This window comes from Microbacterium oxydans (assembly GCF_006540085.1).
Lineage (GTDB): Bacteria > Actinomycetota > Actinomycetes > Actinomycetales > Microbacteriaceae > Microbacterium > Microbacterium oxydans.
Map to the genome: position 1 here is coordinate 13,961 of NZ_BJOG01000001.1, position 25,998 is coordinate 39,958.

Below are 25,998 nucleotides of genomic sequence, written 5' to 3' on the forward strand. Positions count from 1 at the left end.
CCCTAGCGACCGGTCGCACCGCGGAACCCACTACCCTCACACCATGCCCACCGATCGCCCCCGCGCCTGGATCTTCGACGTCGACGGCACCCTCGCCCTCATCGGCGACCGTTCCCCGTACGACATGCGCAACGTGTCGATCGACACCCCGAACCACCCTGTCGTGGTCGCCGCCCAAGCCTTCGCCGCACACCCCGACGTCGACGCGCTCATCGTGGTCTCGGGCCGCGACGAGACAGCCCGTCGCGCCACCGAAGCCTGGCTGACGTTCAACGAGATCCCGTTCGACCACCTGCTGCTCCGCCGCACCGGCGACCAGCGCGCAGACAACATCGTCAAGGCCGAGATCTACGACGCCCACATCGAACCGCACTTCTCCGTCATCGGCGTCGTCGACGACCGCCGCAGCGTGGTCGAGATGTGGCGGTCTCGCGGGCTGGTCTGCTTCCATGTGGCCGAAGGGGACTTCTGAGGCGCACCCGTCCGCGTTCAGCGACCTCGGTGCGGTCCATCCTTTTTCCGGATCTGCGTCCTGCGGGCTGGTGGTCGTCCGTCGTCTGGGTAAGTAGATGCAGAAAGACCTGGAGGAGAACACACATGCGCTACGTACTTTTCATCTGCACCGACCCGACCGCCGAGCCTTATGTCGAGGCCGAAGACAACGCCGGGGAGTGGGTGGCGTCGCTGCAGGACAGCGGCTCCTACGTCTTGGGCGACCGTCTGCGGCCTGTCGAAGACGCCACGACCGTGCGCGTCCGAGCCGGCGAGCGGATCGTGGCCGACGGACCGTTCACCGAGAGCCGCGAATGGATCGCCGGGTTCGACGTGATCGACGCCGACGACCTCGACGCCGCGATCGAGATCGCCGCTGCACACCCGATGGCTCGGTTCGGCCTGGTCGAAGTGCGCCCCGTGTGGCCGCTCGGGTGACGATGTGACCACACCGGAGGAGCCGGCGGGCACGCTTCCGGATGCCATGGCCGCCGTACGGCACGTGGCATCGATCGAGTACGGCGGTGTTGTCGCGAGCGTGATCGGCACAGTCCACGACTGGACCCTTGCCGAAGACGCCGTGCAGGACGCTCTGGCGCGAGCGGTCGAGCGGTGGCCAGGCGACGGGGTTCCGGCGAACCCCGCCGCCTGGGTCACGACCGTCGCCCGCCGCCGCGCGATCGACCGCGTCCGTCACGCTGACGCCGAGCGCCGGGCGGTGGCTCGTCTCGAGCACGAGCCGCACGAAAGCACCGACATCGCCCAGGAAGCCTACGACCACGACGCGTTCCCGCACGGGGACGAGAGGCTGAAGCTGATCTTCACCGCCTGCCATCCCGCGCTGACCTTGGAAGCCCGCGCGGCGTTGACGCTCCGCACCGTCCTGAACGTGTCGATCGAACAGCTCGCCGGGATCTTCGCGGTCGCACCCGCGGCGATGGAGAAGAGGCTCGTGCGGGCGCGGGCCAAGATCGCGCACGCGAACATCCCGTACCGGGTTCCAGATGCCGCGCAGCTCGACAGTCGAAGTGCCAGCGTCTGCGAGGTCCTGTCCGCCCTGTTCACCATCGGCTACTCCGATCCGACACTCCAGCCCGATCCCGGCGCCGAGGCCATTCGACTTGCTCGGCTGTGCCGGCAGCTGCTCCCCTCGGATTCCCCGGCTCGACTCGAGTTCACGGGTCTTCTCGCCCTCCTGCTCCTTCAGCACTCCCGCCGCGCGGCACGCACGACGCCCGACGGCCTGTCCGTGCCGTTCGACGAACAGGATCGCGAGCTGTGGGATGTCTCCGAGATCGAGGAGGGGCTACGGCTTCTCGATGACGCCGTCGAGGAGGCGGCACGGGCGGGCATCCACGGCGGACGCCACCTCATCCGCGCCACCGTCGCGGCCGAGTACGTCCGCCCCAGCCCGGGGACGGAGATCGACCACGCCCGCATCGCCGATATCTACGGGGTGCTGGAGCAGGTGGATGCATCGCCGTTCGTCCGCCTGAACCGTGCGGTCGCCGTGGCGAACGCGGGGCGACCGGCCGAAGCCCTCGCGCTGACGGAGGCGCTCGAGAGCTCACTGGGAGGACACCACCTCTACTCGGCGGTTCGGGGAGATCTCCTGCAGCGCCTCAGGCGCGTCGAAGAAGCGAGGTCTGCCTTTCGCGATGCCGCACGCGCCGCCCCGACGGAACGCGAGCGACGGTCATACACCCAGCACGCTGACGACATCGCCTCGGCATCGACCTGACCTGCGCCCTCCGGCTCCTTGAGGGCTTTGATCGCCACAGCGATGGCTCTCCGTCGCGGCACCGATGACGAGAAGTCGGCAACGAGGTTGCGCGACGCCCTCTCAAGAATATTGCTTTTGTCCTCATATGTGTTCTTCCATGGGACAGGCGGGTCAATTCTGACATCCAGGAGGACTCCTCGTGAGACATCATCGAACCACCGCACTAGTCGCTCTCGCTGCTATCAGCGCCATGTCGTTCACAGCAGCCTCCGCTGCCATCGCAGACACAGGCAGCGGTAGTGACCAGGCCGATGACATCGCTGCCGTAGTTACGGAGGCAGCCCCCTTCATGAACGGCGGCATAGAGCTCGAGACGAGCCCAGCAGAAGCCACGGCGACTCTCGACGGTGGCGGCGAGGCGATCCTGGCGATGGACCCCGCCCGGGGCGTCCGCATAACCTCCGCCGATGACACGGACTCGATGTCCTTCTCCCTGCCCGGCGCATCCGGGCTCGACGACGCTGCTGTCGCCGGTGACGGATCGCTGAACTACGCGGGCGATGCGACGACGCCGTCGATCAATCTGATGACCGGGGCTGAATCGATCCGTGTCAGTGTCGTCATCGACAACGCTGCCCAGGCTGATCGGTTCGACTACGACTTCGGACCCGACGCGACTGTCGAGATCCAAGACGACGGCAGTGCAATCGCGTACGTCGTCGAATCCACCACAGACCCGGCGACGGGAGGTGCGGCCGCGACCGAGAAGATCATCGCCAACATCGATGCCCCCTGGGCCAAGGACGCCAACGGTGTCGAGATTCCGACCTACTACGAGGCGTCCGGGTCGCAGCTAACTCAGTTCGTCGACCATCAGGACAGCAACTATGCCTACCCGATCGTCGCCGATCCGACGCTCGATCGGCCAAACGTCTTCCAATACCGGTTGCGATTCAACCGAGCGGAAACGGCGACCATCGCGTCAGGAGGGGCGGGCATCATCGCCTCAGTAGGCTGCGGCGTGATGGCGCCCGTGTGTGTCGTGGCCGGCGGCTCGGTCTGGTGGAACGCGAGTGTCGCCCAGAATTCGAGCCCGAAGCGCTGTGTGCAGGTCACGGCAACACAGCCTTACATCTACCCCGGTGTTCTGTGGTGGGTCGACACGTACAGCGGAGGACCCTGTAGATGAGAAGCGAACCTCGGACCTGGTTCGGCGTGATCACGGAACCCGGCCGCCAGCTAACGATGACGGTCGCCATGGGCTTGCTGATCGTGGCGTCCACGGTATTGTCTGTCCGCTTCCCCGAGATCGGCTCCTGGCTCTTCATTGCGACAGGACTCCTCGCCGCCACTTGGTACGCCCACATGATGAAGCGGTGGCGAGCTGCGCGTGGTGACGAAGATGTCGTTCCACCGGAGGAGTGATTCACTGAGCGGCAGCCCGACTTGTCGGGCTGCCGCTCACACTCCAGCGACTCGACGCTCGGCGGCCTGACGTAACGTACAGCGACGTCTTGGCCGCAGGATGCAACCCCTAGGAGCGATTATGAAGCAACGAACGAGACGAGCAATGGCCAGCATTGGATTCGTCGGCGCCGGCGTCATCATCCTCGCCATCGTCATGGCGATTGCTGAGGGCTACATCTCAGACGCGGAGCACACGACGGGGAACCTCGCACCTGCTGCTATGACTGGCCTGTTTGGCGCATGTCTCATGCTCGTCGGCTTCGGGAGCATTCTCTTCCGAAAAGAGTGACTAGGGGACTAAAGCTCAGCTCGTTCGGCCCCGCTACCCGTCAGGGTGGCGGGGCCATCCCCTGCCCGCGCACCGTTCGTGGCGCGGCGATCCGCCCCGAATCGGGCTACGGTACCCAGATGGACGAGTCGCCCCTGACCATCGAATCGCTGCGCGAACTCACGGACGCGGACGCCGAGGCAATCGCATCGCTCCTGGTGCAGCTCTCCTCATCCGCAGCATTCGATCGCGCTCGAACCGAAGCGGTCATCGCACACGAGGCGACGGAGCTCTTGGTTGCACGTGACTCTGGGCGCATCGTCGGCACCGCGACTCTCGTGACCGCACCATCCCTGACCGGACTGCGCGGCCATGTCGAAGACGTCGTGGTCGACGAGGCGGCACGCGGGCGCGGCATCGCGCGGCTCCTCCTGGAGCACATGACGCAGCTCGCGCGACAGCGCGGACTCCGGACGCTCGACCTCACATCCCGCCCATCCCGAGAATCCGCACTGCGGTTGTACGAGTCTGTCGGGTTCCACAGGCGTGAGACGAACGTGCTCCGGTTCACCCCTGCCACGGACTAGTTACGCCGCAACTCCGCAAGAGCTCCACGATTCCAGCCCTCCGCGCATGGCTCAGATCGCGGTCGTCGTTGATCCGTCGGTCAACCGCCAGGGCACCGGGTACTCCGCATACTTGAGCCCATTCGGAACCAGATGCTTGGCCTCTTCGGCGTAGCGTTCCGCGTCGTCAGCGTTGTCGAAGACGCCGTAGATGTCGAGGTCTCGCTCCTCATCGTTGAACACGATCCAGACTCGCATATCCTCATCCTCACTCACCCCCGACCTTGACCGATCATCCGGACCGCAGGAGACGTCCGTTCCGGCGTCTCCTCGCACAGCCACCAGATCGCTACCTTTGCTGAGCACGACGTGAAGGCTCGCGTCGAGTGGTGAAGTTCACTCCAATGAGAAACGCGAACAGCCCGACCAAGAGGTAGGCAGGAAGAGCGTCTCCAGAGGAGGGATCGGAGGCACCCGACCAGGTGAACCACGCGAGAACCCCGACCCACAACAGGACGGGGACGGTGGCGAGAAGAGTGCCCAAATTCCGACCCACTCGCCCGACCAAGGCACCCCAGAGGAGGAGTGCTATCCCGATGGCGGTGTAGACCATGTTGTCCGTCCTTCGCAGTCGGCAAGCGAGCTCGCGGGATCCTGCGCGTTCGCATTCTCAATGATGCGAATTCGTCGAGGGGAGAACACCAACACGGCTCGTTGTACGAATGATTCCTCACTCAATGCAGGTAAACGAGCCAGCTCCAATGCCCCCGTCACCACCCTCATTACGAGAGCCGCGAACACAAAGATGGGTCCAATCCATGGCGCCTCCGATCCGAACAGGAATCCCCCAGCGACAACGCCGCCCACGATGACCACGTTGACGATCGCTACGACTACTCCCAGACCTCGGGGGAGGGTCATCCCGGAACTGATACCGATGCTGACCCCCAGAGCGCAGACGACAAGGTAGACAGCGAGCTCGCCGCCGATTTCCAAGATCATTGCCATCGCTCCTTCGTCAGCACGTCACTCTCATGATGACCCCTGGCACCGGCGCGGCAGTGAAGAACAAGCAGGTCTTAGGGTTGTCTCCCTGAGCGATATGCGCCTGAGCCACAATGTATGAGCCAAAGACGGCGCACGCCTGGAACACCCTCGGCAGCGCCTTTCCGAAGATTCCGCACATCCCGACCGCAGCCGTGTAGTCCCGGACCCGCGAGGTTTCAGCACGCGTGAGCTTCATTCCCCAGATCGGGCCGTTCCAGATCCAGCTCGGATCAGCCACTACCGGATACGCGGTTGTGGCGCTCGGGGTCACAACCTGGAACAGCTCATCCCCTCGCACCTCATACCGCGTTTCCACCGCGGCACCATTCGCGTCAGTCGCCCACGGAGCCGCAACGGGCACATAATCTCCGGACTCGCCCAAGAAGATCACTTCACCCGTGTCACTCTGGTACGGCTGATAGCCATCCATGCGGTATCCGAATTCGTGTGGGCTCTCGGCACCGCCCAACACGGTCTGGATGCGCGTCGATCCGTCGGCGAGCGTCTGCACAGCAACTGCATCACCCGAACGGTCGTCGGCAGTGAAGACGACAGTGCCATCCTCAGCCACCACGCCATCGCTGATGGGGATTTCGTCGGGCAGCTCGATGGCCCGACTCTCCGCCTGGGTGCCTCCATCGATCGGCACACTCACAACAACGTTCTCTTCAGCCGAAAGGGGTACTGCTGCTGAGATCTCCCCCACCGTCGTGCTCAACTGGCCACCCTGTACCACCCCCGGCTCAGACAGAGTCGTTGTCGGGGTCGCCGCCTCAATGGTGGCCGAAACAGACTCCACGTCATCAACGTCGCTGTCGGATGCATGAGCTGGTGAAGCCATCGTTGCCGTGAGGGCAAGGGTGGCGGCTATCGCGACGATGAGTTCGCGCCTTCTTTGCAACATCTCTGTGGTCCATTCACTGGTAGCGGCCCGCCGATAGTTGGCCTCACTGCCGGGTGAGGCCACATGAGCAATGAAAGCACACAAATGAGGACGCTATTGATATTCTGCGTCCGCCCCAAGCCGCCCGTCACGTGCCCGCGAGCACCTCACACCTCGTCGGGCAGGCCGATGAGCGCGGCGCCTCAGAGACCAGACGCCGCGATCCCCCGCAGCAACCGCACCACGGTCTCCTCCACCCGCTCCGCACTCAACGGCTGCCCGATCAGCGCGGAGTACGACGCCATGGCGATGAACTGATCCGCGATCGCGCCCGCATCCACGTCCGCCCGCACATCCCCCGCGGTCCGTCCGCGCGCCACTCGCTCCGACACCCATTCCCGAATAGGCGCCGCCAGCCTCTCGTTCAGCACGAGCCCCAACTCCGGATCAGCCGCCGTCACCTCGATCAGCGCCCTCGCCAGCGATACCCCCTCGGGTCGAGCCAGCCCCGCGGACACCGCCGTGAACCATGCGCGCAGGTCCGCGCCGAGGTCGCCCGTCATCGGCACGACGACATCCGAACCAGGGACCGTCCCCTCGAGCAGCGCCTCTCCGAGGATCGCGGCCTTCGACGGCCACCACCGGTAGATCGTCTGCTTCGACACCTCCGCCTCAGCCGCGAGGCCCTCGATCGTCACGGCGTCGTATCCGTCTGCGGCGAGCGCGCGCCGCATCGCGTCCAGCACGGACTGGCGGGCTTTCTCACTGCGAGGACGAGGCACCCGTCCACCGTACTCAGGCGTACACTGGAATATAAGTAGACGCACCGTTGCGAAACTACAACGGCACCCGAGCAAGGAGAACGAGCATGGCCCTCACCGCACACTCCACCATCGGCGACTGGATGAACGACCCGACCGGCGGCCCCCTCATCCGCGGACTCTTCGAGCAGACGGGCGCCGACCCCGAGCTCCTCACACCCGTGCTGGGCCTTCCGCTTCAGCAGCTGGTCGCGATGAGCCAGGGCCAACTTCCCCAGTCGGTCGTCGACGACCTCGTGCGCGCGGCCAACGACGGCGAGATCCCCGAAGCCGACGACTCCGAGGGCTGGACCGAGAAAGTCACCTCCGGCCGCTTCGCAGGCAAGACCGTCATCGTCACGGGCGCCGCCTCCGGCATCGGCAAGGCCACCGCCTCGCGCATCGCCCGGGAAGGCGGACGCGTGATCGCGAGCGACATCGCCGCCGAGAAGCTCGACGCCCTCAAGGCCGAGCTCCCGGATGCCGACATCGTCACGGTCGCGGGCGACCTCACCACGCAGGACGCTATCGACGCCGTGCTCGCCGCCGCGGGCGACCGCATCGACGGCCTCGCGAACGTCGCCGGCATCAACGACGACTTCTCCCCCGCCGGTGAGACACCCGATGCCGTCTGGGACCGCGTGATCGCGATCAACCTGACTGCTCCGTTCAAGCTCATGCGCGCGGTCATCCCCGTCATGGAAGCTGCCGGTCGAGGTGCGATCCTCAACGTCTCGAGCGAGGCGGGCCTGCGCGGCAACGCCTCGGGCAACGCCTACACGGCCAGCAAGCACGGCATCATCGGGGTCACGAAGTCGGCCGCCTTCATGTACGGGCCGAAGGGCATCCGCGTGAACTCCGTCGCCCCTGGCGGCGTCGCCACCGGCATCCCGATGCCCCCGAACATGTCGGAGTACGGCTCCGGCCGCCTCGCCCCGTTCCAGCAGGCGATCCCGACCGTCGCGACCGCCGAGCACCTGGCCGCCTCGATCACGTTCCTGCTGTCGGACGACGCCGTGAACATCAACGGCGCCATCCTCGCCTCCGACGGCGGATGGTCCGTGCAGTAAGCCCGACCGCGAAGCCGACGCCCCCCGCCGACCCGAACGGCGGGGGCGTTTCGTATGCCCGAGGGGACGGGGGGCAGCTCGACTATCGAACGTCGAGGTCAGGGCTGGTCGACACATCGGCGCCTTCCTCGACACCCCCTCGGTCCAGCTCGCGCATCTTCGCATCCGTCACCGCCGTCCAGCCCCAGAAGGCGAAGAGCGGAATCACTGACAGCGGCCCGAGCCACGCAGGTTCGCCGCCGTTGCTCATGACAATCCCGTTACTGATCACCCAGAAGATGATTGCGACTATAGAGAGCGTCAAGCGCAGGGGAGAGAAGAGAATCCGGACTCGCTTGCGGAACGAATTGACATACGACTCCGGGTTCAGCGACATGAGTAGGTTCCGTACCAAGGAACGATGAGGCTGACGCCGGGAACGTAAGTGAGAAACCCTTCGAGGCAGCGCTTGGGCTTCGAGTTCTGAGCAACGCCTGCGGTGTAGATGGCGGGCGCGGAAGTCGCAAAGCACCCCGCTGCGAAAGCGGCAGCCCCGGCGGGGCCCGCGACGGCATGTCCCGCGGGTCCGCAGATTGCCGCCATACCGGCACTTCCCCACCCACCGCCTGCAATCGTCGCAGTCTCCGCCCGGTTCCATCGCACGCGGATCTGAAGCGCGCTCATGAATCCCCAGGTCGGATCGGCGACGACAGGGAAGGCTGCGTCCGTCGTATCCACTTCCTGCGTCAGCATCCCGTCTGCGATGACGTATGCCGTGGGCACCGCGACTCCGTCGGCATCGACCGCCCACGCGGGTTCCACCTCACCGATCACCTCGGCGACACCTGCAGAGCCCCCGACCGCGCGAGTGAGCATCACACCGCCGTCTGGCTGCACTTCGGCATCGACGCCGTCCGGCAGCGGGTAGCTGAAGCTTGCGGGATCGGACTCGTCCCAGAGCACGGTCGAGATCCGCACGCCATCTTGCACGGGAGTGACCGTCACATCTGGTCCGCCTTGTTCGCCGCGGTACACGGTCGAGCCATCCGCCGCCGTCGCCCCGGTGCCGGTCGACACTCCGACCGGCGCAGACACCGTGAAGGTCGTCCCGTCATCCGCCTGAACAACGACGCCTTCGGATGCCTCCTGCGGGACGTTCACCACGGCAGAGCCCTCAGCCGCGACCGCGGCGGGAGCTCCTGCGGACTGTGCTGCTTCGGCGACCAATGCCGAGACCTCATCCGGCGACGCGTCGCCTGGCGATAACGTGTCATCAGCGGCCGCGGGCACCGCGAACGATGCGATCCCCCATACAGCCAGCGTCACCATACTCGCCGCCGTCAGACACCTTTTCGCGCGAATCATCGTATTTCTCCGATCGTGACGTCACCCAGCGGCGACATACGGGGAGAATTGCACATTTGACGGCATAAAGCATTCATACGGATCATCGCATGCCGATATTCCGACTATCCGAGACCCTTCAGCGGTCATACACTCGCTCCATGCTGAAGCTCGTGTCGATCGTGATCCGCGTGACGGACCTCCCCGCGCAGTCCACGTTCTGGAAGGCAGCTCTCGACTACGTCGAACGCGACCCCGCGGACGACGACTGGGTCGTGTTGAAACCGCGCGATGCCGACGCTCCCTGCATCGCCCTCGACGCCCACCACTCCGAGCGCATACTGCCTCCGCGCATCCACCTCGACATCTACGCCGAGGATCAGGCCGCCGAGGTGCAGCGGCTCCTCGCTCTGGGTGCGCGCGAGGTGCACTGGGACGGACGCCCGTCCGACGCCGACTACGTGATCATGGAAGACCCGGAGGGCAACCGCTTCTGCATCGTCGACCGTCCCGACTGGTCGGGGTGGGACGGCGCAAGCGGAGAGTGAGGATTAGCCGACGTCGGCCAACATCCGATCCACCCACACCGGATGCGGCAGCGTGGCGATCTCGGCACGCGTGAACCACCCGACCTCGACGACCTCGTCCTGATCAGGCACCGGCGGATCGAGCAGTTCGCACGCGAACGCGGTCGACACGTACGACACACGATCCCCGTTCGGATACGTCACGACGAGCGATTCGCCACCGAAAGCGCCGACGATACCGGTGATGCGGATGAGGTCATGACCGATCCGCGCGCGGATCGATCGGACGTACTCAGAGAACGGCATACCGGGAGTCTCGGTTCCGAGACTGCGCGTAGGCCGTCACTCCGGGCCGGGCCGTCGTTCTCGGGCCGTCGCCTGCCGGTGCGACGCGAGAGCCGCGCGCACGGCCGAGTAGATCACCAGCCACACGACAGCGATCCCGATGAAGACGTACGCGAGATTCGCGAGAAGGACGAGAAGAAAAGAGCCAGAGAACATCGCCCCAGGATGCCGCACCCCGCACACCCGCCCGGTCAGACTCCCCGCATCCGCGCCACGGCCGCCCGAACCAGAGCCGCGTTCCCCGGAGCAGTCGTGCCATCGAGGAGCAGCAGCGTGTCTTCCAGGCCGATGCGCGACGCCAGCCCGAACTCGACGGCAAGGTCGAACACCGGCCACGTCGAGCCCTCCTCGCCGTGCAACAGGATCGGGAGGTCGGGTTCCTCGAGCTGCACGTGGGCGATCATCCCTTCAGCGTGATCACGCAGCACATCGGTCGGTTCGTCGGGGAGCTCGATCAGCACCCGCAGGCACTGCCCGCGAACGGGCGACCGCTTCCACACCTCGAAGCCGGCCGCGTCCCACAACCCGGCCTCGACCGCGACGCCGCGCCTAAGCAGCAGCGCGGCCACCTCATCGGCGCCGGCCTCGTGCCAGTTGACCGACGCGTGATCGGGTAGCTCCGTCCACGCCTCGATGGCGGCAAGGCGGCGCTCGACGTCGGACGCGGCCCACGCTCCCGTCGTCACGCCGACCGGCACACCGGGGCTCGCGGAGCGCACCGCGGCCACCCATCGGGCGACATCGTCGGCGGCGAGACTGTCGCGACCCGCCTCGTCTTTCGGGTGCACATGCACCTCGTGCGCTCCCGCCACCACAGCACGCGCGGCATCGTCGGCGACGACCGACGCATCCGCACTCAACCACGGGTGCTCGACCGCATCACGAGCGCCGTTCACGCATGCCTGCAACAGCATCCGACGCGGAGGCCGGGCGGGCGGGTCCGAGTCCGGCGCGGTCATCGGCCGATCAGCTCGCGGGGGTGCAGGTCATAGGGAGAGGAGTCGGTCGACGGGCCCTCTTCGGCGCGCACCGTGTGCTCGACCTGACGCGCCACCGCCGCGCTGCGGCCGACCTTGACCGCCTCGGCCTCGCTCATGAAGCTGCTCCCCAACGTCTGCGATTCCCCCTCGATGCGGTTGAACCAGATGCCGTTGCGGTGGAACGTCTCGATGTCGCCTGCAGCCATGGCGGGATCCCTTCTCTCGCATCCCTTTCTACGTCAGACCACCGACACGACGGAGGGGCTTGACAGCCTCCGCCCCATCGCCCGAGCGAGACCGGTTCAGACCAGAAGACCCGCCCGACGCACGGCATCGCCCATCGCCGCGAACGCCTCTTCCAGGATCGGACGGGGTGTCGCGAAGACCACCCGCACGTGACCCTCGGCGCCACGCCCGAGCAGCCGTCCCTCGGTCAGCACGACCCCCGCCTGCTCGCGGAAGAACTCGGCGGGCGGCCCCGGAATCCCGAGCGCCGCCGTGTCGATCCACCCGATGTATGTCGCCTCGGGCACGTGATACACGGCTCCGGGCAGGTGCTCCTCCACCAGCGTCGCCAGCTGCCGCCGGGAACCGTCGAGGTAGTCGGTCACCTCCGTCAGCCAGGGCTTGCCCGACCGGTATGCCGCCGTCGAGGCCACCACCCCGAGCGTGGCCGCACCGTGCTGCACCGCGAAACCGAACCGCTTGTACAGCTGCTGGTCGGCTTCGTTCGAGGTGATCAGCTGCGCCGTCTTCAACCCAGGGATGTTCCAGGCCTTCGAGGCGCTCGTTCCCGTCACCGTATGCGCGGCCGTCACCTCCGACACCGACGCGTACGGCACGAACGACGCACCCTCATAGCGCAGCGGGGCGTGGATCTCATCCGCGAACACCCGCCCGCCGTGCCGCTCGACGATCTCTGCGATCGCCTCCAGCTCATCACGCCCGACGATCGTGCCGGTCGGGTTGTGCGGGTTGCAGAGCACGAGCGTCCTCGCGCCGGCAGCGAACGCCTCATCGATGCGCTGCAGATCGTGCTGCCAGCGCCCGTCGACCTCGACGCCGGGGACCTCGATCACCGGATGTCCGATCGCCGGCAGGTAGGTCAGGAACGGCATGTACGCGGGGGTGGGCACGATCACGGGCGAACCCGCTGGCGCATACTCCTGCACCGCGACGCCGAGGGCCGCCATCACGTCCGAGACCGGATGCACACGCTCGGGATCGACCGCCCAGTCGTACTCGTCGCGCATCCACTCAGATGAGGCCTCACCGAGCTCCGCGGCCTGCGGAGGGGAGAGGTATCCCAGGTTCTCGTCGTCGATCGCGCGATGCAGCGCCTCCGCGATCTCGGGCGCGACCCCGAAGTCCATCTCCGCCACCCAGGCGCCGATGTGTCCGGGGTGCAGACTCCACTTGCGGCTCTGCGGCCGGTCGAGGAACAGACGGTTGCGGGCATCGAACGGATGCACGGGGGAGGCGGAGGTCATGGTCTGGGTCCCGCCGAGTCAGTCGGCGGCGTCGATACAGGAAAGACGCAGGACGCGGATCTCGGACACGGGGAACTCCATTCGCAGCGGGACCAGTCCAATCTACGGACGGCCCCGCTCCCTCGCATCTCGGGTTTCCCACCGTGACGGCGGTCGATGCCTCCGCAGAACCGGAGGGGCGCTGGTAACGTTCCCTTGATCGACGGCACCACATTCGGAGGGCAGTGATGAGCGAACCAGCGCGCCGCCCGACCGTCAAGGAAGTCGCGACCAGAGCCGGCGTCAGCCCCATGACCGTCTCCCGCACGCTCTCCGGCGGACTCAACGTCAAACCCGACGTGCAGCAGCGCGTGATGGAGGCCGTGGCCGAGCTCGGCTACCACCGCAACGAGAACGCACGCAGCATCCGTCCAGGACACTCGAGCGGCCTCATCGGCGTCGCGATCACGAACATCGCGAACCCCTACTACTCCACCTTCGCGCTCGGCGTCGAAGAGGAGGCCGCCCTCACCGGTCGCCGCATCCTGCTCGGCAACACCTCGGAGGACCCTGCGCGCGAAGCCGACCTCGTCGGCGACTTCCTCGGCCGCCGCGTCGACGGGCTGATCGTCGTCCCCGCCGGCACGACCTCCGCGCACCTCGCCCATTCGCAGAACCAGGGTGTCCCCGTCGTGCTCGCCTCTCGACGCATCGAAGGACTCGCCGTGGACAGCGTCGTGCTCGCCGACGACGAAGGCGCCCACCGCGGGACGACGGCGCTCATCGATCGCGGACATACCCGGATCGGCTACCTCGGCAATGCGCTGTCGATCTTCACCGGCGAGCGCCGCTACGCGGGCTTCGTCCGCGCCATGCAGGAGCGGGGCCTCACGGTCGACCCGCAGCTCGTCGCCACGAACCAGCAGACCGTCGATCAGGCGCGCGAGGCGACGCGAACGCTCCTCGCCGCGTCGCATCCGCCCACCGCGATCTTCTGCGCCAACAACCGCAACGCGATCGGTGCGCTCAAGGAGATCAACGGCCAGCTCAACGCCGGGTCGCGCCCCGCGTCGGAGTTCCCCGAGATCGTGAGCTTCGACGACTTCGAGCTCGCCGAGCTCTCCCCCGTGCCGATCAGCGTGATCGACCACGACCCCCGCGAGCTCGGCCGCACCGCCACGCGCCTGCTGCTGGACCGCCTGGACGGCGGCGAGCGCGACAGGGAGCACCGCGAGCTCGAACTGCCCGTGTCACTGCGCGGCGTGCGCTGACGCGCACGGGCGCGGTTCCCCACCGCACTGCTGCTTCCCGGCTCACATGCATGACCCACCCCCGAATGCATGAACCATTCCGCGCCGCGGCTCATGCATCCGTCCGCCGATCATGCAAGTGAAGCGGCCTGGGCGGGGCGTACGCAACGTGTTGACACCTCACCTCCGCATTGATAACGTTACCAATCATCGACGAGGAGGCCGGATGGAGCTGTGCATCGATTTCGGAGGCACCGAGATCAAGATCGCCCTCACCGACGGCAGCCATGTCGTCGGCTCGCGCAGCATCCCGGTCGAAGGCACCCCCACCGACCTCGACAAGGCCGCCGCTCATGCCCGCGCACTCCTCGATCAGACCGGCCGCGCAGCCGACGCCGTGGGCATCGCGGTCCCTGGCGTCGTCGACCCCCGCAGCGACCGGATGCTGCACGCCAACGCCAAGTACGACTTCCTCGAAGACATCGACCTGCACGCCTGGGCGCACACCGAGTTCGACCTGCCGTCCGTGGTCGAGAACGATGCGCGCGCGGCGCTGATCGGCGAGACCTCCTCGGGCAGCGCGGCCGGTGAACGCGACGCTGTGCTCGTCACCCTCGGCACCGGCATCGGGACCGCGGCGATGATCGACGGATCGCCCCTGCGCGGACGCACCGGCCACGCCGGGATCCTGGGCGGACACCTCACCGTCGACATCGACGGCCCCACCTGCCCGTGCGGGAACATCGGCTGCGGCGAAGCACTGGCGAGCACCAGGGCACTCCCCGAGCACGTCTCCATGACGCAGGTCTTCACCACGGACGCGCACCCCGACCTGCGCGACCGCTTCCTGCACGTCTGGGGCGCCGTCGTCACGTCGCTCGTGCACTCCTACGACCCCGCCGTCGTGATCCTCTCCGGCGGCATCCTGCGCGCGGGCGACGCCGTGAGCGCACCGATCGAGGACTTCGTGCGCGAGCACCTATGGCCATCGCTGACCCCGCCGCACTTCGTCGTCCCGCCCGAGCCCGAACTCTCCGTCGTCCGCGGGCTCAGCACCCTGATCCATACCACCCACACCGCCACCACCCACACCGCCATCCCGCAGGAGGAACAGTGACCACGCCGATCAGCGACATGCATGAAGGGCACACCACCCGAGGTCGCTACGACACCCAGCCCACCGTGGCACTGCCCGCCGGGGAGCGCATCCTCCGCGGCGCGCACGGTTGGACGGCGGCGGCCGAGCTCGCCGAAGCCTGCGCCCGGGTGACCGGCACCGCCCCCGTGCTGCTGATCGACACCTACCCCGGAGTGGACGTCGAGGCCCTCACCACCCAGGTGCGCCAGTCGCTGCCGGAGTGGGCGGTCGTCGACGTCGAGGCCGCCGCGCGGCCGGTCGCCGAGGTCGAACAGTTGATCGCCCCGAGCCTCACCGACGACCGCGTCTTCGGTGTCATGAGCCACTTCGCCCTCACCGACTTCTACGACACCGCGAAGCTCGACGCCCTGGCAGACACGGTCGTCGAGAACCCCACCGTGGTGATCGGCTGGGGCGCGGCCCTGCTCTCCCCGCGCCTGACGGGCGACGCCGTGACGGTGCTCGTCGACATGGCCCGCTGGGAGATCCAGCTGCGCCAGCGCAAGGGCGCGACCAACTGGCGCGCCGACAACGCCTCGGAAGACAACCTCCGCAAGTACAAGCGCGGCTTCTTCGTGGAATGGCGCACCGCCGACCGTCACAAGCGCGCCCTGTTCGACACGGTCGACTTCGTGCTCGACGGCAATGCGATCTCGCCGGCCGAGCGGCATCCGGATTCGCCGGAGGCTGGGATGATCACGGGAGCCGCCTTCCGTCAGGCCCTGAAGGACGCCGCGCGTCGCCCGTTCCGCGTCGTCCCGTTCTTCGACCCCGGCGTGTGGGGCGGGCAGTGGATGAAGAACCTCATCGGCCTCGACCCCTCGAAGGACAACTACGCCTGGTGCTTCGACTGCGTCCCCGAGGAGAACTCGCTGCTGCTGGAGGGCGAAGGCGGCGTGATCGAGATCCCCGCCCTGGACCTCGTCTTCAGCCGCCCTGTCGACCTGCTGGGCGCGAAGACGTTCTCGCGATTCGGCGCCGAGTTCCCGATCCGCTTCGACTTCCTCGACACCATGGACGGCGGCAACCTCAGCCTGCAGGTGCACCCGCTCACCGATTACATCCAGAACACGTTCGGCATGCACTACACGCAGGACGAGAGCTACTACATGCTCGATGTCGGCGACGACGCGGTGGTGTACCTCGGGACGAAGGAGGGCATCGATCCCGCCGAGATGCTCCAGGAGCTGGCGACGGCCCAGGACGGCGAGCACCCGTTCCCCGCCGAGAAGTACGTCAACTCGTTCCCGGCCCGCAAGCACGACCACTTCGCCATCCCCGCCGGAACCGTGCACTGCTCCGGCGCGAACTCGATGGTGCTGGAGATCTCGGCGACGCCGTTCATCTTCACCTTCAAGCTCTGGGACTGGGGCCGGGTGGGACTCGACGGGATCCCCCGCCCCGTGCACCTCGACCACGGCGCCAACAACATCCAGTGGGACCGCGACACCACCTGGGTCGGCGACAACCTCATCGACCAGGTCGAGACCATCCGCACCGACGGCGACGTGATCGAGGAGAGCACGGGCCTGCACGAGCTCGAGTTCATCGAGGTGCGTCGACACTGGTTCACCCAGACGGCCGACCATGACACCGAGGGCACCGTGAACGTGCTCAACCTCGTGGAGGGCGATGAGGTCGAGGTGGTCAGCCCCACCGACGCCTTCGCTCCCTTCGTGATCCATTACGCCGAGACGTTCATCGTCCCGGCCGCCGTCGGGGCCTACCTCATCCGGCGCACCGAGAACTCGCGCAGTCCGCGCTTCGCGACCGTCAAGGCCTACGTGCGCGGCTCGCGCTCGAGCGACAGCTGAAGACGCCGCACCCGACGAGCACCGCACCCGAGAAACCGCACACCCGACACACACCGCACACCCGAGAAATACGAACAAGGGAGTTCAGAATGATTTCGCGACGCACGATCGCCGCCGCCGCGGCCGGTCTCCTCCTCGGCACCCTGGCGCTGGCCGGATGCTCCGGCGACTCCGGATCCGGCGGGGAGGGCGAGGTCACCGGCACGCTCGATTTCTACACCGACAAGGCGGCGTGGAAGCCCGATTTCGAGTCGCTCAACGAGGTCAGTGGCGATGCCGTCGACATCACCCTGAAGACCACGGGCTACTCCGACGCCAACCAGTACGACGCCTTCATCAAGCAGTCGTTCCGCACCGACAAGTCGCCGGGACTGTTCACCTGGCACACCGGCGAGTCGCTCAAGCAGCTCGTGGACGAGGGTCTGGTCGCCGAGACCACCGACATCTGGTCCAAGGCGGTCGACGAGGGCTGGGTGAGCGAAGACCTGCGTGACAGCTATACCTTCGACGGTAAGCAGTACTGCGTGCCGATGAACATCGCCTACTGGATCATGTTCTACAACAAGGCCGCCTTCGCCGACAACGGCATCGAGGTGCCGACGACCTGGGACGAGCTGAACACCGCCGCCGAGACGCTGAAGGATGCAGGGGTCACCCCGTACTACCAGACCAGCGTGCTGTTCACCTTCCAGTGGTTCCAGCACCTGGTCGCCTCCACCGACCCCGACCTGTACGCCGGACTCACCACGGGCGACGTGAAGTACACCGACCCCGAGATCGTCGACATCATGAACGTCTGGCTCGACGAGCAGAAGGCGGGCTGGTTCAGCGACGCGGGCAGCACGACCGATCCCGCGGTCGGCCTCAAGCAGGGCGACTACGCCATGATCAACTTCGGCACGTTCTTCGCCGGCAACCTCGAAGGCGCCGGCATGACCACCGATGACTACGGCATGTTCGCGATCCCCGCGGTCAGCGACGACCTCGATGCCACACCGGTGGCCGTGGAGTCGGGCCCGATCTGCACCGCCGAGAACTCGAAGCAGCGCGACCTCGGCCTGGCCTACGCCGAATGGTGGATGTCGCCCGACGCACAGACCGCGTGGAACGACGCACACGGTGACGTCGCGTTCAACCCGAAGGCGAAGGTCTCCGACCCCGCACTGGCTGAGATCGGCGAGCAGATCGCCGGCGACGACTACATGCTCTACGACCGGTTCTTCGAGGCGATGCCCACCGAGATCGTGACCACCGCGATCGAGCAGTTCGGCGCATTCAACGCCAACCCCGGCGACCCGATGCCGTTCCTGGAGAAGATCCAGGCCACGGCTGACAAGTACTGGGCAGAGCAGGAGTAAGCGGGCGGATGACGCATCAGAAGACGCCCTACCAGTGGTCCGCCCGGGGCTTCATCGCCCCGGGCGTGATCCTGGTCGCGGTCCTGCTCTACCTCCCGCTGCTGTGGACGGTGTTCCTCAGCTTCACGAAGTACAACGGCCTCGGCAGCCCGAAGTGGATCGGGCTCGACAACTACGTCGAGATGTTCACCGACGGCGACTTCGTGGGCTCGGCGATGAACACCGTGCTCTGGGTGATCGGCACCCTGATCATCCCGGTCGGCATCGGCCTGGCGATCGCGCTGCTCACCTGGAACCTCGGGGGTGGCATCTGGCTGCGCCTTCCGTTCCTCATCCCCTACGCCCTCTCCGGCATCGGCGTCGGCGTGGTCTGGTCGTTCATCCTCTCCTCGGGCGGAGCGCTCGATCAGGCCCTCGCCGCGTTCGGCATCACCGACCCACCGCGCTGGCTCCTCGACGCTCCGCTCAACACGGTCGTGATGATCATCGCGTCGTCGTGGCAGGGCGTCGGCGTGAACGCACTGCTGTTCACGATCGGCCTGCAGGCCATCCCCAAGGAGCCGCTCGAGGCCGCGCGCATCGACGGCGCAGGCGGGGTGCGTCTGTTCACCAGCATCCTGTGGCCCATGCTGCGGCCGCTCACCGCCGTGGTCGTCGGGCTCTCGATCGTCGCGAGCCTCAAGACCTTCGACATCGTATGGGGCATGACCAAGGGCGGACCGGGCACCGTCTCGGAGACCCTCGCGCTGACCATGTACAAGGAGACGTTCGTGAACAGCGACTACGGGCTCGGCTCCGCGATCGCGGTGTTCCTCACCGTGATCACCCTCGTCGCCTCGGTCCTGTACCTGCGCCAGCAGCTCTCCCCGAAGAAGGAGATGTGATGTCGAAGATCATCCGCACCACCGTGCTCGTCGTCCTCGGGATCGTGTGGCTCCTGCCCGCCTACCTGCTCGTCGTGAACGCGATGAAGGACCCGACCACCTTCACCTCGAAGGAGTCGTGGATCCCCACCGACTTCCACCTGTTCGAGAACTTCGGTCAGGCGCTCGAGCTCTCCGGCATCGGCGACAGCATCGTCAGCACGCTCATCTATTCGATCGTGTCGCCGACCATCGCCGTGCTCGTGGGCGCCGCGGCCGGCTTCGCGATCGTGGCCCTGCGCCTCAAGCGCGGATTCCTATGGTTCGTCGTGATCTTCGGCGGCACGGTCTTCCCGCTGCAGATGGTGCTGCTGCCCCTGTTCGACGCCTACTCGCGCACCGGGCTGTTCGACACCCGCGTCGGCATGATCATGATCTACACGGTGATCTCGATCCCGTTCTCGGCGTTCGTGATGCGCAACTTCTTCACCGGCGTCGCGCACAACGTGTTCGAGGCCGCGGTGCTCGACGGTGCCACGACCTGGCGCATCTTCGTGCGTCTGTACCTGCCGATGGCGTCGAGCGCGCTGGTCGCGATCTTCATCCTGCAGGCCACGTTCGTGTGGAACGACCTGCTGCTCGGCCTCACGCTCAGCCAGTCCGACGACATCCGCCCCATCATCACCACGCTGTCGGGAATGCAGAGCACCTACGGCGGCGCGCAGATGTCGGTCGTGCTGGCCGCGGCCGTGCTCGTCTCGCTCCCCACCGTGGTGCTGTTCCTGTGCACACAGCGGTTCTTCGCCAAGGGCCTCGCGCTCGGACAGTACTGACCCCCAACCTGCCTCGAAAGGCATCATGAATCCCCTCATCCCCACCGTCGAGGATCTGGTCGCCGATGCGGTCACCCATCACTACGACGACATGATCGCGCCCACGGGCCTCACGAACATGCTCGGCACCGTGCGCGTGGACCACGACCTGACCGCGCTCAGCGCCGTGCAGTTCCCACCGGTGTCGCAAGGACTCACGCAGACCGCCGTGCTGTTCGTCGACGGCCGCCTGTTCGCGTCATACGGCGTGCCCGTCACGCACGAGTGGCGGCCCGACGGGGTGGTGCGGCGCGCGAGCGTGGGTGAGCTCGAGATCGAGACCACGACCGTGTGCGTGCCGGGGAAGACAGCGGTGGCGATCGACATCGCGGTGCGCAACTCCGGTGCGGGCGAGCGTGAGGTGCGGATCGGCCTGTCGTCTGCGGCCCGCGTGACCCGGTCGACCGAGGCCTGGCTCGACGCGGAATCACCGTCGGAACGCGACACCGCGACCGTCGACGGCGGGTGCCTCGTGTTCGGTTCGACCGATGCCGCGGCGTGGAGCGTGCAGGGCCTGATCGGCGGGACCGCGACCCTCAGCGGTGTGGCCGACCTGCCCGATGCATTCGACACCGGGATCGGCGGCAACGGCCGCGGCGGCGAGCTCGCGACCACGCTGACCGTGCCCGCCGGCGGAACCGCGCGCACCGGCTTCGTGCAGGCGATCGGCCTCGACGAGTCCGACGCGAAGGCCACCTGGGCTGACGTCGCCGGTGACATCCCCGGTGCCGTCGCCTCAGCCGAAGAGTTCTGGAACCGACAGCTCCGCGCCGCGTTCGACCCCAGCGACACCGAGTTCTCCGGCGCACTACCCGTGCTCGACACCGCCTCCGCACCCCTGCGCCGCCTGTACTGGTGGGCGGTGCTGGGCGTGATCTGGTTCCGCCGCGACTTCGCCGGCAACGTGCTCGGGCGTTCGTACGACACTCTCATGCCCAACTACTGGGGCACGACCACGTTCATCTGGGACTACAGCCTCAGCTCGGTGAGCCACGCCCTGCTCGACCCCGACGAGATGCGGAACCAGGTGCGGCACTGGATCTCCCTCGACATCCACTCGCACTTCGGCACCTCGTCCCTCACCGGAGGCCCGGTCGGCCGCTGGTACTCCGTGAACGACTACGCCATGACCCGCCTCGTGCACGACTACGTGCGCTTCACGGGCGACGTCGCCTTCCTCGACGAGCTCGTCGGCGACCACACCGTTGCCGCGTCGGTGCGGCAGTGGGCGACCGCGTGGCAGGAACTGCGCCGCGATACACCCCTGGCCGACTACGGCGAGATCGACAACCTGCTGGAGTGCGTGAGCTCGTACACGCACGAGGTGGCGAGCCTCAACGCCGCGAACGTGTGGAGCATGCGCACCGCCGCCGACCTGGCCGACCTGCGGGGCGACGAGACCGCGGCGAGCGCGCTGCGCGCCGACGCCGAGGCGCTGCTCCCGGCCGTGATCGAACGCTATCTTCCCGGCACCGGTGTCTTCGCGGCAGGACAGCCCGACGGCACGCAGCTGCCCGTGCGGCACTGCTACGACTTCAGCGTGGTCGGTACCACCATCGCCGACGACCTCGCTCCGAGAGTCCGCGACGAGATGGTCGGGTTCTTCCGGCGCGAGCTGCAGACCGACAACTGGATGCGTGCGCTCTCACCGTGGGACCCCGACGCCAGCTACAGCCCGCGGCCGGACCACCAGTGGAACGGCGCCTATCCCGCCTGGCCCGCCGACGCGGGACGTGCGCTCGCCGCACTCGGAGCTCCCGAAGTGCTGACCAGCTGGATCGAAGGACTCTCCCGCACGGCGAACCAAGGGCCGATGGGGCAGGCGCACTTCGTGGAGGAGGCCGTGCCCGGCATCAACGGCGGAGCCCGCAAAGCTCCGCCGCAGCTGCCGTACATCATCGACTGGTCGTGTTCCTCGTCCGGGGCCTGGATCGAGCTCGTGATCGAAGCCCTGTTCGGTGTCTCGGTCGCCGCCGGCGGCACTGTGCGGGCGGCCGGATGCGTCGCCGCCCTCGACCCGGGCGCGACCCTGCGCGGCCTGCGCGTCGGCACCCGCACCTACGACATCGACGCCTCCGGAGGAATCACCCCCGCCCCAGGCCGCTGACCTGCACGACCCGAGCATCAACCGAACACGAGAGCACCACCCGAACACGAAGGAGTGATCGATATGAGAAGACGCACCATCGCGGCGACCCTCGCCGCGGCATCCCTCTGCGCCGGCGCGCTGTTCGCCGCCCCGGCCACCGCAGCAGTCGCGACCGGAGGGAACCACGGCGGCGGAGGACACGGACCCGGCCAGTGCTCGCTGGTCGACAAGACGCTCACCGCCACGGCGAACGTGGATCAGGGCCTGACCGAGCAGTTCACCGCCTACGGGAACACCGGCGGCGCGTGGACCGGCGGCGACAGCACGTTCTCCCTGCCGCTCGGGAAGGGGAAGACCGGATGGTTCTTCTCCGACACGTTCCTCGGCACCGTGAACGCCGACGGTTCACGGCCCACCGACTCCCCGTTCGTGAACAACTCCGTCGTGGTGCAGGACCGCCGCGGCGGGTTGACGACCATCACGGGAGGCACCCCGGAGGAGCCTGCCGCCATCATCCCGCCCGAGCCCGACGGCAAGTGGTACTGGATCGGCGACCCCACGCCCGGACGCGACGGCACGGTGCAGGTGCCGCTGCTGCAGTTCGTGCGCACGGGCAGCGGCCAGTGGGACTTCGCGTGGACCGCGAACCGCCTTGCCACCCTCGACGGCCAGACCCTGCAACTGGAGTCCATCACCGACCTGCCTTCGGCGACCGGGATCAACTGGGGGTCGTGGACGCTGGAGGAACGCGGCACCACGTACATCTACGGCATCGCGGATCCGGGTGGAGTGCGCTCGGCCTACGTCGCCCGCGCGCAGGACCGCGACGGCGTCAAGGGCGCGTGGACGTACTGGAACGGCACCGGATGGTCAGCTGCCGAGACCGATGCCGTCCCTGTCGTGCCGTACGTGGCGAACGAGTTCAGCATCGCCCCCTTCCGCGACGGCTACCTGCTCGTCACGCAGGACACGTCGGAGCTGTTCAGCACCCGCATCGTCGCCCGCACCTCGTGCTCGCCCACCGGCCCGTTCACCGATCCGGTCGAGCTGTACCGCACTCCCGAGACCGGGGCACTGGGCAGCTACGGCGACCCCGATGTGTTCGCCTACAACGCGCACGAGCACCCGCAGCTGCGCCAGGGCAACCGCATCCTCGTCTCCTACAACGTCAACACCTTCGACAACGTGGGCGACGTGTACGACGACGCCTCGATCTACCGTCCGCGGTTCATCGACGTGCAGCTGAAGGCCACCGGGTGACCGACGACCGCGCGGCACTCCGGGGGCTCCTCGCCTCCGGAGCGCCGCTCACCTGGGTGCTCACGGGCGACTCCATCACGCACGGACTCATCCATACCCGCGGTGCCCGCAACTACGTCGACCATCTGCACGAGCTGATCCGCGGCGACCTGGGTCGGGTGCACGACACGGTGATCAACACCGCGATCACGGGGTGGCGCGCCGACCTGATCCTGGCGGACTTCGAGGGGCGCGTGGCATGCTGGCGCCCCGACGTCGTGACGCTGCTGATCGGCACGAACGACTGCACCACCGAGTGGCTCGATCCCGTGATCGAGGTGTCCGAGTTCGCCGACTCGGTCGCGGGGTTCGTGCGACGGGTGCGGGAGCTCGGCGCGGTTCCGGTGCTGCAGACACCGCCGCCCGCCGACCTGTCTCACGCTCCCGACCGCGCGCGCATCGGCGAGTTCGCGCAGGCGATCCGCGACGTGGCCGCCGCCGAGGAAGCGATCCTCGTCGACCAGCACGAGGCGTTCGCCGTGTTCTCCGCGGGCACGGGGCCGGGCAACGAGGGCACACCGTGGGGGTTGCTCGACGACGCATTCCACCCGAGCGCCTCAGGTCATGCCCTGCTCGCGCTCGGCCTGGCCGGGGCGCTCGGGCTGGACGCCGAGGGGTCCCGGGTGGTCACGGACCTGCAGGCGCGGGTGGCCGTGGCACGGCATCCGCACTGGCCGCCGGTCTGACCGGCGTCCTGGGGCGACACGTCTGTCGGAGGATCGGACGGATGCAGGATCACTCGCAGTGATTCCTCCTGCATCCGTCCGATCCTCATGCATCCGGTCGGGAAGAACGGGCCATCGGGCTCAGGCCGCGACGTCGAGCACCCAGGTCACGCCGAAACGGTCGGTGAGCATGCCGAAACCGGCCGACCACGCCGATGCTGCCAGTGACTCGATCACGGTCGCGCCCTCGACGAGCCCGTTCCAGTAGCGCTGGAGCTCATCGAGCGAATCGGCGCGCAGCGACTGAAAGAACGTGCGGTCGGTGAGGGTCGCTCCGTTCTCCCGGTGCGTGCTGCCCGCGGTCGCCGCCGGGTTCGAGTCGTCCTCACCAGGGATGTCGTACGCCATCAGGCGCACGACACCGTCCAACTGGCCGAACACGATCTTGTCGAAGCCCGGAACGCCCTCGGGCATGCCGAACTGTCCATAGGTCGCCGCGGTCACCTCGCCGCCGAACACGGACTGATAGAAGTCGAGCGCCTGCCGGGCCGTGCCGCGGAAGTTCAGGTGGGTCGTGGTGGTGATGGTCATGCTCTTCTCCTCGTCGCGAGCCCCGCCGTTCGGGACCTCTGACGACAACGATCACAGAGGTAGAGGTCAGTTTCCGTCCTCTACTTCGGGCAGACTGAATCGCATGACCGGGAGTTCTTCACGCATGCTCGCGCTGCTGTCGCTGCTGCAGACCCCGCGCGATTGGCCGGGGTCCGTACTGGCGGAACGGCTGGAGGTCAGCCCCCGCACGGTGCGCCGCGACGTCGACCGGCTGCGCGCGCTGGGCTACCGGATCGGTGCGATCAAGGGACCGGACGGCGGCTATCGTCTCGCCGCAGGATCGGAGCTCCCGCCGCTGCTGTTCGACGATGATCAGGCGGTCGCGATCGCCGTCGCCCTCCAGAGCGTTTCGGCGACGGGGATCGACATCGATGAAGGTGCCGCCAGAGCCCTGGCCACCGTGCGCCAGGTGATGCCGTCCCGGCTACGACATCGAGTGGACGGCATCCGCTTCACCGGCACCGAGAACGCGACCAGGGTCAATCCGACGGTACTCGAGGCGGCGAGCGCCGCCGTCCGCGACCGGCAGGTGCTCCGCTTCGACTACGCCTCCACCCAGGACCGCCCGGCCCGACGCACCGAACCGCACGCGGTGGTGGCGCGAGAGGGGCGCTGGTACCTGCTGGCGTGGGATCTGGAGGCTGACGACTGGCGCACGTTCCGCCTGGATCGGATGCGACCCCACATCCCGACCGGACCGTCGTTCGCCACGCGCCCGCTGCCCGCCGTGGATGCGCAGACGTATCTCGCGGCCCGGGCCAAGGGGTCGACGACCGAGGACCGCTGGCCCTGCGTGGGTGAGGTCGTGATCGCGCTCCCCGCCCGCGACATCGCACCCTGGGTCGGCGACGGGGAGCTGGAGGAACTCGCTGACGGGTCGTGCCGTGTGACGATCGGATCGTGGTCGTGGACGGGGGTGCTCGCCTCGGTCGCGCGTTTCGATGCGGCTTTCACCGTCATCGGCCCTCCGGCGCTGCGGGAGGCGGCGGGAATCCTGGCGCAGCGTTTCGCCGCGGCGTGCGACTCGTCCTCCTGAATCGTCGAGTTTCACGCCCTTTCCCCATTTTGTGGAACGAGG

30 protein-coding genes are annotated in these 25,998 nt (G+C 67.4%); 19 read left to right on the top strand and 11 right to left on the bottom strand.

The window, feature by feature from the left end:
- The first annotated feature begins 43 nt into the window (after positions 1-43).
- The 7 genes from MOX01_RS00060 (at position 44) to MOX01_RS00090 (ending at position 4,537) form a co-directional block, all read left to right on the top strand.
- Complete coding sequence (locus MOX01_RS00060) at positions 44-472, top strand: phosphatase domain-containing protein (protein WP_141368003.1); 429 nt, start codon at positions 44-46, stop codon at positions 470-472.
- 125 nt (positions 473-597) lie between these two features.
- Complete coding sequence (locus MOX01_RS00065) at positions 598-930, top strand: YciI family protein (RefSeq protein WP_060921302.1); 333 nt, start codon at positions 598-600, stop codon at positions 928-930.
- A 4-nt stretch (positions 931-934) separates the two neighbouring features.
- Entirely contained in the window at positions 935-2,233 is a 1,299-nt protein-coding gene (locus MOX01_RS00070; protein ID WP_141368004.1) for an RNA polymerase sigma factor, read from the top strand.
- A gap of 232 nt (positions 2,234-2,465) precedes the next feature.
- Positions 2,466-3,404 carry a hypothetical protein gene (locus MOX01_RS00075; protein WP_141368005.1) on the top strand — a complete coding sequence of 313 codons (939 nt, stop codon included), beginning with the start codon at positions 2,466-2,468 and terminating at the stop codon, positions 3,402-3,404.
- Positions 3,401-3,640: a hypothetical protein gene (locus tag MOX01_RS00080; protein ID WP_141368006.1), complete on the top strand. Its 240-nt coding sequence runs from the start codon at positions 3,401-3,403 to the stop codon at positions 3,638-3,640. Before MOX01_RS00075 ends, MOX01_RS00080 begins: the two co-directional genes overlap by 4 nt.
- 145 nt (positions 3,641-3,785) lie before the next feature.
- On the top strand, positions 3,786-3,971 hold the full coding sequence (locus MOX01_RS00085; protein ID WP_141368007.1) for a hypothetical protein: 186 nt from the start codon (positions 3,786-3,788) through the stop codon (positions 3,969-3,971).
- A 119-nt stretch (positions 3,972-4,090) separates the two neighbouring features.
- Positions 4,091-4,537: a GNAT family N-acetyltransferase gene (locus tag MOX01_RS00090; protein ID WP_141368008.1), complete on the top strand. Its 447-nt coding sequence runs from the start codon at positions 4,091-4,093 to the stop codon at positions 4,535-4,537.
- 51 nt (positions 4,538-4,588) lie between these two features.
- On the opposite strand, the gene MOX01_RS00095 is transcribed toward MOX01_RS00090, so the two are convergent.
- The 3 genes from MOX01_RS00095 to MOX01_RS00105 form a co-directional block, all read right to left on the bottom strand.
- Positions 4,589-4,774: a hypothetical protein gene (locus tag MOX01_RS00095; protein WP_061015620.1), complete on the bottom strand. Its 186-nt coding sequence runs from the start codon at positions 4,772-4,774 to the stop codon at positions 4,589-4,591.
- A gap of 760 nt (positions 4,775-5,534) precedes the next feature.
- Entirely contained in the window at positions 5,535-6,530 is a 996-nt protein-coding gene (locus tag MOX01_RS00100; protein WP_141368009.1) for a hypothetical protein, read from the bottom strand.
- Positions 6,531-6,649: 119 nt separating this feature from the next.
- Positions 6,650-7,228, bottom strand: coding sequence for a TetR/AcrR family transcriptional regulator (locus tag MOX01_RS00105; protein WP_230977750.1), 579 nt, complete (start codon positions 7,226-7,228; stop codon positions 6,650-6,652).
- Between the two features lie 86 nt (positions 7,229-7,314).
- On the opposite strand from MOX01_RS00105, the gene MOX01_RS00110 reads away from it, so the two are divergent.
- Positions 7,315-8,316, top strand: a complete 1,002-nt coding sequence (locus tag MOX01_RS00110; protein ID WP_141368010.1) for an SDR family NAD(P)-dependent oxidoreductase — start codon at positions 7,315-7,317, stop codon at positions 8,314-8,316.
- Positions 8,317-8,398: 82 nt separating this feature from the next.
- On the opposite strand, the gene MOX01_RS00115 is transcribed toward MOX01_RS00110, so the two are convergent.
- On the bottom strand, positions 8,399-8,692 hold the full coding sequence (locus MOX01_RS00115; protein ID WP_141368011.1) for a hypothetical protein: 294 nt from the start codon (positions 8,690-8,692) through the stop codon (positions 8,399-8,401).
- The gene (locus MOX01_RS00120) at positions 8,683-9,624 is read right to left on the bottom strand and encodes a hypothetical protein (protein WP_141368012.1); all 942 of its coding nucleotides are present in this window, start codon (positions 9,622-9,624) and stop codon (positions 8,683-8,685) included. The genes MOX01_RS00115 and MOX01_RS00120 overlap by 10 nt, the downstream gene beginning before the upstream one ends.
- A gap of 176 nt (positions 9,625-9,800) precedes the next feature.
- On the opposite strand from MOX01_RS00120, the gene MOX01_RS00125 reads away from it, so the two are divergent.
- Positions 9,801-10,187, top strand: a complete 387-nt coding sequence (locus MOX01_RS00125) for a VOC family protein (RefSeq protein ID WP_141368013.1) — start codon at positions 9,801-9,803, stop codon at positions 10,185-10,187.
- Positions 10,188-10,190: 3 nt separating this feature from the next.
- Here MOX01_RS00125 and MOX01_RS00130 read toward each other — a convergent pair whose 3' ends face one another.
- The 5 genes from MOX01_RS00130 to MOX01_RS00145 all read right to left on the bottom strand — a co-directional run bounded on the left by MOX01_RS00130 (position 10,191) and on the right by MOX01_RS00145 (position 12,981).
- Positions 10,191-10,472 carry an NUDIX hydrolase gene (locus tag MOX01_RS00130; protein WP_141368014.1) on the bottom strand — a complete coding sequence of 94 codons (282 nt, stop codon included), beginning with the start codon at positions 10,470-10,472 and terminating at the stop codon, positions 10,191-10,193.
- Positions 10,473-10,508: 36 nt separating this feature from the next.
- Positions 10,509-10,667: a hypothetical protein gene (locus tag MOX01_RS19020; protein ID WP_157543518.1), complete on the bottom strand. Its 159-nt coding sequence runs from the start codon at positions 10,665-10,667 to the stop codon at positions 10,509-10,511.
- A gap of 35 nt (positions 10,668-10,702) precedes the next feature.
- The gene (locus MOX01_RS00135) at positions 10,703-11,470 is read right to left on the bottom strand and encodes a 3-keto-5-aminohexanoate cleavage protein (RefSeq protein WP_230977752.1); all 768 of its coding nucleotides are present in this window, start codon (positions 11,468-11,470) and stop codon (positions 10,703-10,705) included.
- A complete protein-coding gene (locus MOX01_RS00140; protein ID WP_058631043.1) occupies positions 11,467-11,697 on the bottom strand; it encodes a hypothetical protein in 231 nt (76 codons plus the stop codon). Before MOX01_RS00140 ends, MOX01_RS00135 begins: the two co-directional genes overlap by 4 nt.
- A 96-nt stretch (positions 11,698-11,793) precedes the next feature.
- Entirely contained in the window at positions 11,794-12,981 is a 1,188-nt protein-coding gene (locus MOX01_RS00145; protein WP_141368015.1) for a MalY/PatB family protein, read from the bottom strand.
- A gap of 227 nt (positions 12,982-13,208) precedes the next feature.
- On the opposite strand from MOX01_RS00145, the gene MOX01_RS00150 reads away from it, so the two are divergent.
- The 9 genes from MOX01_RS00150 to MOX01_RS00190 all read left to right on the top strand — a co-directional run bounded on the left by MOX01_RS00150 (position 13,209) and on the right by MOX01_RS00190 (position 24,329).
- A complete protein-coding gene (locus MOX01_RS00150) occupies positions 13,209-14,231 on the top strand; it encodes a LacI family DNA-binding transcriptional regulator (RefSeq protein ID WP_061015120.1) in 1,023 nt (340 codons plus the stop codon).
- A 205-nt stretch (positions 14,232-14,436) separates the two neighbouring features.
- Positions 14,437-15,327: an ROK family protein gene (locus tag MOX01_RS00155; protein ID WP_061015119.1), complete on the top strand. Its 891-nt coding sequence runs from the start codon at positions 14,437-14,439 to the stop codon at positions 15,325-15,327.
- Positions 15,324-17,162 (top strand): class I mannose-6-phosphate isomerase, encoded by a 1,839-nt coding sequence (locus MOX01_RS00160; RefSeq protein WP_082738355.1) that lies wholly within the window; start codon positions 15,324-15,326, stop codon positions 17,160-17,162. The genes MOX01_RS00155 and MOX01_RS00160 overlap by 4 nt, the downstream gene beginning before the upstream one ends.
- An 89-nt stretch (positions 17,163-17,251) precedes the next feature.
- Positions 17,252-18,520 (top strand): ABC transporter substrate-binding protein, encoded by a 1,269-nt coding sequence (locus MOX01_RS00165; protein WP_058631046.1) that lies wholly within the window; start codon positions 17,252-17,254, stop codon positions 18,518-18,520.
- Between the two features lie 8 nt (positions 18,521-18,528).
- A complete protein-coding gene (locus tag MOX01_RS00170; RefSeq protein ID WP_141368016.1) occupies positions 18,529-19,404 on the top strand; it encodes a carbohydrate ABC transporter permease in 876 nt (291 codons plus the stop codon).
- Positions 19,404-20,216, top strand: coding sequence for a carbohydrate ABC transporter permease (locus MOX01_RS00175; RefSeq protein WP_058631048.1), 813 nt, complete (start codon positions 19,404-19,406; stop codon positions 20,214-20,216). The genes MOX01_RS00170 and MOX01_RS00175 overlap by 1 nt, the downstream gene beginning before the upstream one ends.
- Before the next feature lie 25 nt (positions 20,217-20,241).
- Positions 20,242-22,362 (top strand): glucosidase family protein, encoded by a 2,121-nt coding sequence (locus MOX01_RS00180; protein WP_141368017.1) that lies wholly within the window; start codon positions 20,242-20,244, stop codon positions 22,360-22,362.
- A gap of 63 nt (positions 22,363-22,425) precedes the next feature.
- A complete protein-coding gene (locus MOX01_RS00185) occupies positions 22,426-23,604 on the top strand; it encodes a DUF5005 domain-containing protein (RefSeq protein ID WP_230977753.1) in 1,179 nt (392 codons plus the stop codon).
- Positions 23,601-24,329 carry an SGNH/GDSL hydrolase family protein gene (locus MOX01_RS00190; RefSeq protein WP_058631050.1) on the top strand — a complete coding sequence of 243 codons (729 nt, stop codon included), beginning with the start codon at positions 23,601-23,603 and terminating at the stop codon, positions 24,327-24,329. The genes MOX01_RS00185 and MOX01_RS00190 overlap by 4 nt, the downstream gene beginning before the upstream one ends.
- A 120-nt stretch (positions 24,330-24,449) precedes the next feature.
- Here MOX01_RS00190 and MOX01_RS00195 read toward each other — a convergent pair whose 3' ends face one another.
- The gene (locus MOX01_RS00195) at positions 24,450-24,899 is read right to left on the bottom strand and encodes a VOC family protein (RefSeq protein WP_046748168.1); all 450 of its coding nucleotides are present in this window, start codon (positions 24,897-24,899) and stop codon (positions 24,450-24,452) included.
- Positions 24,900-25,002: 103 nt separating this feature from the next.
- Here MOX01_RS00195 and MOX01_RS00200 point away from each other — a divergent pair, with 103 nt between their 5' ends.
- Positions 25,003-25,956 carry a helix-turn-helix transcriptional regulator gene (locus tag MOX01_RS00200; protein WP_141368019.1) on the top strand — a complete coding sequence of 318 codons (954 nt, stop codon included), beginning with the start codon at positions 25,003-25,005 and terminating at the stop codon, positions 25,954-25,956.
- Positions 25,957-25,998: the final 42 nt, after the last annotated feature.

What these genes read in the sequence shown, in the direction of transcription:
- MOX01_RS00145 (WP_141368015.1), bottom strand. Translation starts at nt 12,981, where the DNA reads ATGACCTCCGCCTCCCCCGTGCATCCGTTCGATGCCCGCAACCGTCTG.
- MOX01_RS00080 (WP_141368006.1), top strand. Translation starts at nt 3,401, where the DNA reads ATGAGAAGCGAACCTCGGACCTGGTTCGGCGTGATCACGGAACCCGGC.
- MOX01_RS00200 (WP_141368019.1), top strand. Translation starts at nt 25,003, where the DNA reads ATGACCGGGAGTTCTTCACGCATGCTCGCGCTGCTGTCGCTGCTGCAG.
- MOX01_RS00170 (WP_141368016.1), top strand. Translation starts at nt 18,529, where the DNA reads ATGACGCATCAGAAGACGCCCTACCAGTGGTCCGCCCGGGGCTTCATC.
- MOX01_RS00125 (WP_141368013.1), top strand. Translation starts at nt 9,801, where the DNA reads ATGCTGAAGCTCGTGTCGATCGTGATCCGCGTGACGGACCTCCCCGCG.
- MOX01_RS00135 (WP_230977752.1), bottom strand. Translation starts at nt 11,470, where the DNA reads ATGACCGCGCCGGACTCGGACCCGCCCGCCCGGCCTCCGCGTCGGATG.
- MOX01_RS00140 (WP_058631043.1), bottom strand. Translation starts at nt 11,697, where the DNA reads ATGGCTGCAGGCGACATCGAGACGTTCCACCGCAACGGCATCTGGTTC.
- MOX01_RS00075 (WP_141368005.1), top strand. Translation starts at nt 2,466, where the DNA reads ATGTCGTTCACAGCAGCCTCCGCTGCCATCGCAGACACAGGCAGCGGT.
- MOX01_RS00115 (WP_141368011.1), bottom strand. Translation starts at nt 8,692, where the DNA reads ATGTCGCTGAACCCGGAGTCGTATGTCAATTCGTTCCGCAAGCGAGTC.
- MOX01_RS00130 (WP_141368014.1), bottom strand. Translation starts at nt 10,472, where the DNA reads ATGCCGTTCTCTGAGTACGTCCGATCGATCCGCGCGCGGATCGGTCAT.
- MOX01_RS00150 (WP_061015120.1), top strand. Translation starts at nt 13,209, where the DNA reads ATGAGCGAACCAGCGCGCCGCCCGACCGTCAAGGAAGTCGCGACCAGA.
- MOX01_RS00060 (WP_141368003.1), top strand. Translation starts at nt 44, where the DNA reads ATGCCCACCGATCGCCCCCGCGCCTGGATCTTCGACGTCGACGGCACC.
- MOX01_RS00110 (WP_141368010.1), top strand. Translation starts at nt 7,315, where the DNA reads ATGGCCCTCACCGCACACTCCACCATCGGCGACTGGATGAACGACCCG.
- MOX01_RS00120 (WP_141368012.1), bottom strand. Translation starts at nt 9,624, where the DNA reads ATGGTGACGCTGGCTGTATGGGGGATCGCATCGTTCGCGGTGCCCGCG.
- MOX01_RS00155 (WP_061015119.1), top strand. Translation starts at nt 14,437, where the DNA reads ATGGAGCTGTGCATCGATTTCGGAGGCACCGAGATCAAGATCGCCCTC.
- MOX01_RS00065 (WP_060921302.1), top strand. Translation starts at nt 598, where the DNA reads ATGCGCTACGTACTTTTCATCTGCACCGACCCGACCGCCGAGCCTTAT.
- MOX01_RS00165 (WP_058631046.1), top strand. Translation starts at nt 17,252, where the DNA reads ATGATTTCGCGACGCACGATCGCCGCCGCCGCGGCCGGTCTCCTCCTC.
- MOX01_RS00085 (WP_141368007.1), top strand. Translation starts at nt 3,786, where the DNA reads ATGGCCAGCATTGGATTCGTCGGCGCCGGCGTCATCATCCTCGCCATC.
- MOX01_RS00185 (WP_230977753.1), top strand. Translation starts at nt 22,426, where the DNA reads ATGAGAAGACGCACCATCGCGGCGACCCTCGCCGCGGCATCCCTCTGC.
- MOX01_RS00175 (WP_058631048.1), top strand. Translation starts at nt 19,404, where the DNA reads ATGTCGAAGATCATCCGCACCACCGTGCTCGTCGTCCTCGGGATCGTG.
- MOX01_RS19020 (WP_157543518.1), bottom strand. Translation starts at nt 10,667, where the DNA reads ATGTTCTCTGGCTCTTTTCTTCTCGTCCTTCTCGCGAATCTCGCGTAC.
- MOX01_RS00195 (WP_046748168.1), bottom strand. Translation starts at nt 24,899, where the DNA reads ATGACCATCACCACCACGACCCACCTGAACTTCCGCGGCACGGCCCGG.
- MOX01_RS00090 (WP_141368008.1), top strand. Translation starts at nt 4,091, where the DNA reads ATGGACGAGTCGCCCCTGACCATCGAATCGCTGCGCGAACTCACGGAC.
- MOX01_RS00180 (WP_141368017.1), top strand. Translation starts at nt 20,242, where the DNA reads ATGAATCCCCTCATCCCCACCGTCGAGGATCTGGTCGCCGATGCGGTC.
- MOX01_RS00095 (WP_061015620.1), bottom strand. Translation starts at nt 4,774, where the DNA reads ATGCGAGTCTGGATCGTGTTCAACGATGAGGAGCGAGACCTCGACATC.